At 62.9% G+C, this 10,914-nt stretch carries 12 protein-coding genes; 3 read left to right on the top strand and 9 right to left on the bottom strand.

Annotated features, from left to right (window positions below; translation table 11 throughout):
- Positions 1 to 165 precede the first annotated feature (165 nt).
- The 4 genes from paaK to paaG form a co-directional block, all read right to left on the bottom strand.
- Positions 166 to 1,491 (bottom strand): phenylacetate--CoA ligase PaaK, encoded by a 1,326-nt coding sequence (gene paaK, locus HX855_RS31710; protein ID WP_177091278.1) that lies wholly within the window; start codon positions 1,489 to 1,491, stop codon positions 166 to 168.
- Positions 1,492 to 1,592: 101 nt separating this feature from the next.
- Complete coding sequence (gene pcaF / locus HX855_RS31705; protein ID WP_177091280.1) at positions 1,593 to 2,804, bottom strand: 3-oxoadipyl-CoA thiolase; 1,212 nt, start codon at positions 2,802 to 2,804, stop codon at positions 1,593 to 1,595.
- Positions 2,797 to 3,246 carry a hydroxyphenylacetyl-CoA thioesterase PaaI gene (gene paaI / locus HX855_RS31700; protein ID WP_008431049.1) on the bottom strand — a complete coding sequence of 150 codons (450 nt, stop codon included), beginning with the start codon at positions 3,244 to 3,246 and terminating at the stop codon, positions 2,797 to 2,799. Before paaI ends, pcaF begins: the two co-directional genes overlap by 8 nt.
- A 13-nt stretch (positions 3,247 to 3,259) precedes the next feature.
- Positions 3,260 to 4,051, bottom strand: a complete 792-nt coding sequence (paaG, locus tag HX855_RS31695) for a 2-(1,2-epoxy-1,2-dihydrophenyl)acetyl-CoA isomerase PaaG (protein ID WP_177091282.1) — start codon at positions 4,049 to 4,051, stop codon at positions 3,260 to 3,262.
- Between the two features lie 362 nt (positions 4,052 to 4,413).
- Between paaG and paaY the strand changes: the two genes are divergently transcribed.
- The 3 genes from paaY to feaR all read left to right on the top strand — a co-directional run bounded on the left by paaY (position 4,414) and on the right by feaR (position 6,980).
- Positions 4,414 to 5,004 carry a phenylacetic acid degradation protein PaaY gene (gene paaY, locus HX855_RS31690; RefSeq protein WP_177091284.1) on the top strand — a complete coding sequence of 197 codons (591 nt, stop codon included), beginning with the start codon at positions 4,414 to 4,416 and terminating at the stop codon, positions 5,002 to 5,004.
- Between the two features lie 61 nt (positions 5,005 to 5,065).
- On the top strand, positions 5,066 to 5,989 hold the full coding sequence (paaX, locus tag HX855_RS31685; RefSeq protein WP_010173615.1) for a phenylacetic acid degradation operon negative regulatory protein PaaX: 924 nt from the start codon (positions 5,066 to 5,068) through the stop codon (positions 5,987 to 5,989).
- A gap of 76 nt (positions 5,990 to 6,065) precedes the next feature.
- Positions 6,066 to 6,980, top strand: coding sequence for a transcriptional regulator FeaR (feaR, locus tag HX855_RS31680; protein ID WP_177091286.1), 915 nt, complete (start codon positions 6,066 to 6,068; stop codon positions 6,978 to 6,980).
- Between the two features lie 94 nt (positions 6,981 to 7,074).
- Here feaR and HX855_RS31675 read toward each other — a convergent pair whose 3' ends face one another.
- The 5 genes from HX855_RS31675 to HX855_RS31655 all read right to left on the bottom strand — a co-directional run bounded on the left by HX855_RS31675 (position 7,075) and on the right by HX855_RS31655 (position 10,585).
- Positions 7,075 to 7,596 (bottom strand): cytochrome C, encoded by a 522-nt coding sequence (locus HX855_RS31675; protein ID WP_169387961.1) that lies wholly within the window; start codon positions 7,594 to 7,596, stop codon positions 7,075 to 7,077.
- A 124-nt stretch (positions 7,597 to 7,720) separates the two neighbouring features.
- On the bottom strand, positions 7,721 to 8,242 hold the full coding sequence (locus tag HX855_RS31670; RefSeq protein WP_003208877.1) for a methylamine dehydrogenase light chain: 522 nt from the start codon (positions 8,240 to 8,242) through the stop codon (positions 7,721 to 7,723).
- A gap of 18 nt (positions 8,243 to 8,260) precedes the next feature.
- Entirely contained in the window at positions 8,261 to 8,881 is a 621-nt protein-coding gene (mauD, locus tag HX855_RS31665; RefSeq protein WP_169387962.1) for a methylamine dehydrogenase accessory protein MauD, read from the bottom strand.
- 3 nt (positions 8,882 to 8,884) lie between these two features.
- Entirely contained in the window at positions 8,885 to 9,424 is a 540-nt protein-coding gene (locus tag HX855_RS31660) for a MauE/DoxX family redox-associated membrane protein (RefSeq protein ID WP_177091287.1), read from the bottom strand.
- Positions 9,425 to 9,436: 12 nt separating this feature from the next.
- Entirely contained in the window at positions 9,437 to 10,585 is a 1,149-nt protein-coding gene (locus tag HX855_RS31655; protein ID WP_177091289.1) for an amine dehydrogenase large subunit, read from the bottom strand.
- Positions 10,586 to 10,914: the final 329 nt, after the last annotated feature.

Genomic DNA, 10,914 nt, shown 5'->3' with positions numbered 1-10,914 from the left:
CCGAGTGGTGGGGCAAGAGCCTTTTGGTTACTTTTGGGCTCTTTTCAAAAGTGACCCGCCGTAAGGGCGGAACCCATAGTGGCCGTTACCCAAATAACGGATATGCACACCACCCAAGCACCCAAAAAAAAGCCCCACAAATGCGGGGCCAAAAAGGTGCAGCAGTCATGCTTTAGGGCGACGATCCATCACATGGCAAGCCTTCCCCTCAGACCGCTTGATCGAATGCAGTGGCTGCAAAACGATACGCGAGCTGATCCCGATATACGTCTTGATGTGCTTGCTCAACTCACCGGCCACCGCTCTCTGCTGTTCATCATCCAGGTGCTGATGCTCCGCCTTGAGCTCCACATGCACATCCACACTGTCCAGGTTCCCATTACGATACAGATGAATCTCATAACACTCCGAAAGCTGTTTGATTTTCAGCACCTGCTCCTCAATCTGCGTGGGAAACACATTCACCCCGCGAATGATCAGCATGTCGTCACTGCGCCCGGTGATCTTGTCGATCCGCCGCATCGGCCGCGCAGTCCCCGGCAGCAACCGCGTCAGGTCCCGGGTGCGGTAGCGAATCATCGGCAACGCCTCCTTGCTCAAGGACGTAAACACCAGCTCACCCATCTGCCCATCCGGCAACACCTCACCCGTCACCGGATCAATGATTTCCGGGTAGAAGTGGTCCTCCCAAATCGTCGGCCCATCCTTGGTCTCCGCACACTCCATCGCCACCCCCGGGCCCATGATTTCCGAGAGCCCGTAGATATCCAGCGCCGTAATCCCCAGCCGCGCCTCAATGGCACTGCGCAGCTCGGCAGTCCAAGGCTCCGCACCAAAGATCCCCAACCGTAACGCCAGCTTGTGCGGATCAATCCCCTGGCGCTCGATTTCATCGGCGATGTTGAGCATGTAGGAGGGCGTGACCATGATGATGTCCGGCTGGAAATCCTTGATCAGTTGCACCTGCTTTTCAGTCTGCCCACCCGACATCGGTATCACCGTGCAGCCCAGGCGTTCCGCACCGTAGTGCGCACCAAGGCCGCCGGTAAACAGTCCGTAGCCATAGGAAATATGCACCTTGTCCCCACGCCGGCCACCGGCGGCACGGATCGAGCGGGCCACCACATTGGCCCAGGTGTCGATGTCGTTCTGGGTGTAACCCACCACCGTCGGCTTGCCGGTGGTGCCGCTGGAGGCGTGCAGGCGCACCACCTCGTTCATCGGCACGGCAAACATGCCGTAAGGGTAGCTGTCCCGCAGGTCGCTCTTGGTGGTGAACGGGAATTTGGCCAGGTCGTCCAGCGACTTGATGTCATCCGGGTGCACCCCCAGCGCGTCGAAGCGCTGACGGTACAACGGCACATTCTGGTAGGCGTGGCGCAGGCTCCAGCGCAGGCGCTCCAGTTGATGGGCGCGCAGTTGGTCGACGCTGGCGGTTTCCAGCGGGTCCAGCACAGGGTTAAGCACGGCGTTTGGAATAGGCATGTTCATGGGTTCACTCGAATTATTTTTGTGTATCAGCCCACCGCACACCGTGGGCTTTGAGTGCATGCCCCAAGGATACCGCTAGGTTCCCCGGGAATCGCGAATCTTTAGTCGGACAACCGCTCGATGATCAGTGCGATGCCCTGGCCCACGCCGATGCACATGGTGCACAAGGCGTAGCGGCCGCCACGTTCTTCCAGTTCATGCAGGGCGGTGGTCACCAGGCGTGCGCCGCTCATCCCCAGCGGGTGGCCGAGGGCGATGGCGCCGCCGTTGGGGTTGACCCGTGGGTCGTTGTCCCCCAGGCCCAGCTCGCGCAGTACCGCCAGGCCCTGGGCGGCGAAGGCTTCGTTGAGTTCGATCACGTCCATGTCCGCCAGGCTCAGGTTGGCCAGTTCCAGCACCTTGCGGGTGGCCGGCACCGGGCCGATGCCCATGATGCGCGGTTCCACGCCGGCGGTGGCCATCGCCACCACCCGGCCGCGGGCAACCAGGCCGTGACGCTTGGCAACTTCCGCGCTGGCCAGCAGCAGGGCGCAGGCGCCGTCGTTGACCCCGGATGCGTTGCCGGCGGTGATGCTGCCGCCTTCGCGGAACGGCGTGCCGAGTTTCTGCAGTTGTTCAAGGGTGGTGTCACCCCGTGGGTGTTCGTCGTGTTCCACCACCCTGGCCGGGCCTTTGCGCTGGGGGATTTCCACCGCGACGATTTCCCTGGCCAGGCGCCCGCTGGCCTGGGCGGCGGCTGCACGTTGCTGGCTGCGCAGGGCAAAGGCGTCCTGGTCGGCGCGGGAGATGTTGAACTGCTCGGCGACGTTTTCGGCGGTTTCGGGCATCGAGTCGATCCCGTAGGCTTTTTTCATCAGTGGGTTGACGAAGCGCCAGCCGATGGTGGTGTCGTACAGCTGCCCGTCGCGGGCAAATGCCTGCTCGGCCTTGCCCATTACCAGTGGCGCTCGGGACATCGATTCGACGCCGCCCACCAGCATCAGCCCGGCCTCGCCACAGCGAATCGCCCGGGCCGCGCTGCCGATGGCGTCCAGCCCGGAGCCGCACAGGCGGTTGAGGGTGGTGCCCGGCACGCTGACCGGCAACCCGGCCAGCAACGCCGACATGCGGGCCACGTTGCGGTTGTCTTCACCGGCCTGGTTGGCGCAGCCGTAGATCACATCGTCGACGCTGCTCCAGTCCACCTGCGGGTGGCGGCGCAGCAGTTCACGCAGCGGCACCGCACCGAGGTCGTCGGCGCGCACGCTGCTCAGGGCACCGGCATAGCGGCCGATCGGGGTGCGTACGGCGTCGATGATCAAGGCGTCATTCATTCGGATTCTCCTGCGCCAGCACCGTGCCGCGCACTTTGTAGGATTTGCCATGGAACAGCGCAATCAGCTGGCCCAGTTGGTTTTCGATACGGACGTCGTAGTTGCCGGTGCGCCCCGAGCGGCTTTGCTCGCGGCAGTCGGCACTCAAGGTGTCCCCCAGGTGGGCCGGGGCGATGTAGTCGATGCTGCAGCCCAGCGCTACGGTGGCGTCGTTGTAGCTGTTGCAGGCCAGGGCGAAGGCCGAGTCCGCCAGCGCAAACAGGTAACCGCCGTGGCAGGTGCCGTGGCCCTGGATCATGTCGGCGCGCACGCTCATGCCCAGTCGCGCGCAGCCCGGCGCCACCGAGAGCAGGCGCATGCCCATGCCCTGGCTCGCGGCGTCGCGGCTGAACATGGCCTGGGCGCATTGGTTCGCCAGGTTCATGGCTTCATGGTTGGTCATCCCGTGCGCTCCCTTAGCGGCCCTTGAAGCTCGGGCTGCGTTTTTCCATGAAGGCGGCGACGCCTTCGCGGTAGTCCTCGCTGCGCCCGGCCAGGCGTTGCAGGTCGCGCTCCAGCTCCAGCTGTTGGTCAAAGGTGTTGCTCAGGCTGGCGTTCAGGCTGCGCTTGATCAGCGCCAGGCCGTAGGTCGGTTGGGTGGCCAGGTGGCGGGCCAGGGTCAGGGCTTCGTGGCGCAGTTCGGTGTCGTCCACGCAACGGTAGATCAAGCCCCATTGCTCGGCTTGCTCGGCGCTCAGGCGGTTGCCCAGCAAGGCCAGCGCCTTGGCCCGGGCCATGCCCACCAGGCGCGGCAAGGTCCAGGTGCCGCCGGAGTCGGGGATCAGGCCGATCTTGCAGAAGGCTTGAATGAAGCTTGCCGAGCGCGCCGCCAGCACCAGGTCGCAGGCCAGGGGAATGTTCGCGCCGGCCCCGGCTGCCACGCCGTTCACCGCGCAGATCACTGGCAGGGGCAGGTCGCGCAGCTGGCGGATCAGCGGGTTGTAGAACGTCTCGATGGACTGCCCCAGGTCCGGCACGGCGCTGCCGGGTGCCACGTTACGGTCGCTGAGGTCTTGCCCGGCGCAAAAGCCACGGCCTTCACCCGTCAGCAGCAGTACCCGCACATCGGGACTCTCCTGGACCACCTTCAGCGCCTGCCGGACTTCGCCGTGCATCTGCGCATTGAAGCTGTTGAGCTGGTCGGGGCGGTTGAGGCTGAGCAGGGCGACGCCGGCCTCGATGGAAAACAGGATGTGTTCGAAGTTCATGGTCGTGAGGCCCTCACGGTGCACGCTCGGCGGTCAGCCGGCTCATTATTGGATCGGCCTGGTCAGCCGGTTTTGCCGGAGTATAGCTTTAACGTGATACATAAATGCAATGATAAAATTGATTTGGTGTGTCTTATGTTGCGAGCATTGAAAATGGCTCATGCTTGGTATTGACCCGTTAACGCCTGATAAAACCCATATTTCATTGGCTTTTACTTGATTTTCAAGGGCGTAGGGCAAAGTCGTCTCGGTGAGCATTTCAAGCGATACGCTTTTTCAGCTTTGTGCTTATAAAAATGATGTGATACAAAATAAACCAAGATCGGCATCGCTTTGCGAATACGCCCTAAAAGGAAGCCTCCATGACCTGCTACAGCCTCGACGGCCTGACCCCGGTGGTCGACCCCACGGCCTATGTCCATCCCTCGGCGGTGCTGATCGGCGACGTGATCATCGGCCCCCATTGTTATGTGGGGCCACTGGCGAGTTTGCGCGGCGACTTCGGGCGCATCGTCCTTGAAGAGGGCGCCAACCTGCAGGACACCTGCGTGATGCACGGTTTCCCGGACAGCGACACGGTGGTGGAGCGCAACGGCCATATCGGCCATGGCGCGGTGCTGCACGGTTGCCGGATCGGCACTGATGCGCTGGTGGGCATGAATGCAGTGGTGATGGACAACGCGCGCATCGGCGCTCGCTCGTTCGTCTCGGCGGCGGCGTTTGTCAAAGCCGGTTTCGAGTGCCCCGAGCAGTCCCTGGTGATGGGCACGCCGGCCAGCGTCAAGCGCCGCCTCAGCGACGAAGAGGTGCACTGGAAGCAGACCGGCACCCGCGAATACCAGCGCCTGGCCCAGCGTTGCCTGGAGCAGATGCACGAATGCGAACCCCTGAGCGCACCGGAGGCCGACCGCCCACGGATCAGCGACAGCGGCCTGCGGCCCAAGGGCACCTGAATCGCCTGCATCCCGACGCCGCTAAAAACGGTATATTTTCTCTTTTTGCCTCGGTACGCCCATGTCGTCACTGACACCCCTGAACCAACTGATTACCCGCTTCCAGGAGCAGACGCCGATTCGCGCCAGTTCCTTGATCATCACCTTGTACGGGGACGCCATCGAGCCTCACGGCGGGACGGTGTGGCTGGGCAGCCTGATCCAGTTGCTCGAGCCCATTGGCATCAACGAACGGCTGATCCGCACCTCGATCTTCCGCCTGACCAAGGAAGGCTGGTTGACCGCCGAAAAGGTCGGGCGTCGCAGCTACTACAGCCTGACCGGTGCCGGGCGCCGGCGTTTCGACAAGGCCTTCAAGCGGGTCTACAGCTCCAGCGTCCCGGCGTGGGATGGTTCGTGGTGCCTGGTGATGCTCACACAGCTGACCCAGGACAAGCGCAAACAGGTGCGTGAAGAATTGGAGTGGCAAGGTTTTGGTGCGATAGCCCCCACCGTGCTGGCCTGCCCGCGCAGCGATCGCGCCGACGTCAACGCCACCTTGCTCGACCTCGGCGCCCAGGAAGACACCATCGTCTTCGAGACCACCGCTCAAGATGTGCTGGCGTCCAAGGCCCTGCGGGTGCAGGTGCGCGAGAGCTGGAACATTGAAGAGCTGGCGGCCCATTACAGCGAGTTCATCCAACTGTTCCGACCGCTCTGGCAAGCGCTTCGCGAGCAGGAACAGCTTGCGCCCGCGGACTGTTTCCTGGCACGGGTCCTGCTTATTCATGAGTACCGCAAACTGCTGCTGCGCGATCCGCAATTGCCCGACGAATTGCTCCCCGGCGATTGGGAAGGCCGCGCCGCCCGGCAGTTGTGCCGCAATATTTACCGGTTGATCTACGCCAAGGCCGAGGAATGGCTGAACAGCGCGCTGGAAACCGCCGACGGCCCGTTGCCGGACGTTGGCGAGAGTTTTTACCGGCGGTTCGGAGGCCTGAAATAAGGAGCGACGCTGTTCAGGAGAACGGGTGGAGTGATGTGGCGTAGAGAATAAAAATAAGCCTGCGTGAGGCCTGAACATGATGTCTTCAATTGCACAGCGCGGTGATGGGTTCGACCAATGGATCCATCAGATCAATCAGATCTGTGGCGCGTTCGACGGGCAAATCCTCGGGGAGGGTTTCTCCGGGCAGATCCGCGAATACCAGAGCGGCGCGCTGAAGCTCAGCTTCGTCGACGCCTGCCAGGCGCGGCTGTTTCGCACCCCTACCCAAATCGCGGCGGGCGAGGGCGGCAAGTACTTTGCCGTGTTCCAGCTCGACGGCACGGCCGGCATGGCCCAGGGCGACAGCAAGGCGCTGTTGCGCGCCGGCGACATCACCCTGATCGATGCGGCCCACCCCAGTGATTTCACCTACAGCGAGAACTCGCGGCAGTTATCGCTGATCCTGCCGTCGTACCTGGTGGAGCAGACCTTGCGCTTCAACCCGGTCAAATGCGGGCATCGGATCGAGGCGAGTTCGCCGATGGCGATGCTGTCCCGGCAACTGATCCTGGAGGCCACCCGGCAAGACAACCTGACCTTGCAGGAAAGCGAGGCGACGCTGGAAGCGATCATCAATTTGCTGCGTCCGGCCATCAGCCAGGCGGGCGAGGGTAGCGACGCCCATGAGCGGGTGTTTCGCAAGACCCTGGAGTGCATTGACCAGCACATTCGTTCCGAAGAGCTGTGCCCGGAGTGGCTGGCGCGGGAGGTGGGGATGTCGGTGCGCGGGCTGTACCGGATCTTTGCGCGCAAGGGGTTGGTGGTGGCGCGGTACATCAAGAACCGGCGGCTGGATTTGTGTGCCGAGTCGCTGCGCCAGTCCAGGGTGGAAGAGAAGCTTTCGGTGTTGGGGTATTCGTGGGGGTTTTCCGATTCCAGCTACTTTTCGACCGCGTTCAAGTCGCGGTTTGGCATTGCGCCGGGAGAGTACCGCAAGCAACACGCCTGAACTGTAGGAGCTGGCTTGCCTGCGATAGCGGAGTGTCAGCTACCCATTCCTGGCTGACCCACCGCTATCGCAGGCAAGCCAGCTCCCACAGGTTTCAGTTGGGCATTCCGTCTTCAATCGCAATCCCTTGCGCGCGCATCTCCTTGATCAACCCCGCCCGAGTGCCCGGCAGATTGAGCATCGCCTTGTGCCGCAACTCCGTCACTTCCGCAGCGCTATAGGGCTTGTAATCCACCGGCGTACTCTTGCCGGCCATCCCGTCCGGGCGCATCAGCCAGTTCAGCAGATCCGCCAGTTGCCCATCGTTCAGCGCCGACTGCGACATCCCCGGCACCCGTACCAAAAACTCCCGACCACCCGGCACCTTCAGGAAGTTGCCGACAAACCCGGTCATCCTCGGCGTGTCGTTGGCCGCCGAGCCCATGCCGCTGCCCAAATGGCACCCGGCACATTGCAGCTGGTAGTTGGTCGCCACGCTGTACCCCGCCTGGGCGATGGGCGTTTGCGGCGATTCATTACCCGGTGCGTGCTTCTGGTTCGGATTGGGAATCGCCCGTGCCTGGGCGAGCGGCGCGGCGAAGACACACATCAAGCTCAGCAAAAACAACGTACGCATGACAAGCCTCTTGCACTGACCTGTGGCGAGGGAGCTTGCTCCCGTTGGGCTGCGCAGCGGCCCCAAGATCTTTGGGAGCGCTTCGCACTCCAGCGGGAGCAAGCTCCCTCGCCACAGGGGTGAGTTAAACCGCGACGCCGCGAATGATCGAGACCGTGCAGTGGTAGATGTGGGATTTGGCCGCCAGGCACCAGTTCACATCGTTGTTGTTGAACGGCCGGTATGCTGGCTCCTCACTGTCGTTACGCGTGCACGCGCACTGGGCGCAGCTTTGCTTACCGCAGCAGTCGTTATAGGAAATGATGTAGTCCTTGCCATCCGCCGGGTTGCGGCAGGTGCCGATCCAGGTCACCTGGGACGCTTCGGTGCCGGGTGGGCAGGACGTCACCGAACCGCCGCAGCAACTGCACAGGAAACCGTCGATGGAGCAGTAGCGCCAGTAGTCGCAGCTGTTCGGATCGCCCGGGTCACCGGCCTTCGGGTTATCGGCCGCCAGCGCCTTGCTGGTGCGGTCCAGGGGCAGCAGCAGGGGCAAGGCGGCGCCTGCGACCATCAGCGAACCCATACGGGCCAACAGTTTGCGCCGTGAGGTGGTGTCGGCCAGGCGACGGGTCGAGCGCTCGAATAACAGATCCAGCAATTTCATGAGAGTCTCCCTGCCTTATCAGTGGCTATGGCCGTGGCTGTGATCGTGGGGCTGCGGCTGGCTGTTGAGGTATTCCTGCAGCGTGGCGCTTTTCAGGTGCTCGACTTCGAACAGGCTGTCCAGGTGCTCGCGGGAATTGACCAGGCCTTTGGCGCGCAAGGTGCCGCTCTTGTCGATCAGCGCGGCGTAGGGCAGCTTGCCGATCTGGTAGGTCATGCCGACTTCCGGCCCGACCACGTAGGTGACGTCGTCCAGCTTGTGCTCGGTGATCAGTGCTTGCTGGGCTTCCATGTCGCCGTCGCTGATAAACACCACGTCGAGGCGATCGGCTTGTTCCTTGGCGATGGATTTGATCGCCGGCAACAGGGATTTGCAGATCGGGCAGGTGGGCGAGAGGAAGAACAGCAACTGGTTCTTCTCGCCGGCGTAACCGAAGTTCACCGGGCGGCCTTTACGGTCGGACGCGGTGACTTGCGGCGCCGGCTCGTTGACCGCCACGCCCTTGTCGACCATCAGCGCGCCGGCCGGAGCGATGCGCCCGTGCAGCACGCCGATCTGGCGCACCAGGCCCATCACGGCAAATGCCAGTGCCAGCAGCAGCACCCACAGCAGTACGTTGGAAACAATTAGGCCTTCCATTGATCACCTACCAATCAGTTTGAGCAGAAGAGGGGAGTTCGCCAGCAGGCCATCGGCTGCGGCGTAAATCAGCAGCGCGACGGCGCTGGCGGCGACGGTGACGAAACCGTCGAAAAAACCCAGGTCACGGGCAATCGGCAACACGCTGGCCAGCAGGGCTACAGCCACCAGGGCGCCGTTGCGCAGCAACAGGATCGGCCGCAACGGCTGCGCCTGGTCGGGGCCTGCGCAACCGCAGTCGATGTCCCGGCGGCCGCGCCACAGGTTGATGCCAATCGCGGCGGCGTACAGCGCAATCAGGCCGGCGGCGCTGAGGGCTGCAACGGCGCGGGTGGCCGGAACCAGCAAGGCAAAGGCAATCACCAACTCCACGGCCGGAATCACCCGGGCGGCGGGGCGCGTCAGGGCTTCGGGCAGCAATTGGTAGTCCGCCAGTTGCCGGGCGAAGCGTGCCGGTGCGCGCAACTTGTGGGTCGCGGCACTGGCCAGCAACACCGCAATGGCGAGGGCGCTGGCAATGATGAAGATCGGGTCGATATGCATGGCCGAACCTCTTTAGTAGGTCATGATCTGGGTCGCGGTCTTCGCCACCTTGGCCATGCTACCGGTGAGTTTGTTGGTCTTGAGGTCGAAGATCTGCAAACCGCCTTCGACGTCGGCGCCCAGCAGCAGGGGCTTGTCGTCGCCGGTGGCCTGCATGCTCCAGACCGGGGTCGGGGCTTCCAGGGTAGCTATCTTTTTCATGGTCTTGAGGTCGTAGGCCCAGATGATAGTGCTGGGGTCTTCCCACTTCATCGGTTCGTGGTTGTCGTGCATCAGCACGTACAGGCGGTTGAGTTTTGGCGCCACGGCCATCAGCTGCCAGCCGCCCGGGGCCCAGCCGGTTTTCTTTTCTGCGTCGGTGGTGAGTGACCACGATGGCAGGATTTTCGGGGTGTCGCCGGAGAAGTCGACAGGGCGGATGGTGCCGGTGGTGGTGGTGAAGTAGTAGGTGTCGCCCACGTTGACCGCGCGTTCGTTGAGCTTCTCGGCGTTGGGGTCGAAGAAGTGGGTGCGGTTGCGTGAGGTTTCCTGGCCTTGTTCGTTCAGCGTGACCACTTGCAGGCTGCCGTCGCCGCACAGGGAGGCGAAGCGGCGGGTGCCCACCGGGTAGTTGAGTACGCAGCCCGGGATCGCGATTTCGGCGGTGACGGCGCGGGATTGGGTGTCGACCACGGTGACCGAGGTGGACGGGGTGAAGTTATAGACGTAGACAAAGCGGTCATCGCCGCTGGTTTTCAGGCCGTAGCGCTGGGTCAGGGATTCGGCGCGTTTGTTCGGGATCAGGACTTCCCAGGCCGGTGACAGGCTGGAGCTGTCCCAGGCGGTGAGCACGTCGGTACGGTCGCCCCGGGTGCCGCGGGAATAGTAAATATCGGCGCTGTACAGGGTCTTTTGGTCGTGGCTCAGGGCCGAGGGGGCGGCGAAGCCGGTGGGGACCATGCCGAGGATGCGTTTTTTGTCGGGGTCGACGACGGTGACGCGGCCGACCACGAAGCTTTCGAACTCGACGTCGACCACGAAAGCGCGGTGGGCTTCGGGTGGGAAGGCAAGGGTGGTCTGGCCGATGGTGTCGGGCGGTAGGTCCGCCTGGGCGCTGTTCAAGCCGAGTACAAGCAGGCCCAGACCCAGCGCTGACTGTACGTTGATCCTGTTGCTTCGCATTAGGGGCACTCCCTGAATTATTGTGTTTTGCTAATCGCGGGTGCTTTGGCAGATTCTTGCAACTGGATTCTGCCTTGTGGGGTGAATGCAAGAATTGTTGTGGCTGCCAAGTGGTTGTGTGTCTGTGCCAATGGTTTGGGGTGGGGTGTATATCCGTTTCTGCGGTAACGGCGGCTATGGGTTCCGCCCTTACGGCGGGTCACTTTTGGAAAAGAGCCCCAAAAGTAACCAAAAGGGCTCTTGCCCCACCACTCGGCACCTCGCTTAGGCTCGGTGTGCCCGCACTCCGGCATTGCTCCGCGGGCCGCCGCGACGGGGCGTCCCTGCCC

The organism is Pseudomonas sp. IPO3778, from assembly GCF_013386825.1.
Taxonomy (GTDB): domain Bacteria; phylum Pseudomonadota; class Gammaproteobacteria; order Pseudomonadales; family Pseudomonadaceae; genus Aquipseudomonas.
Note: the sequence above shows the minus strand (reverse complement) of the source record. Positions and strands in the feature narration are given on the sequence as shown.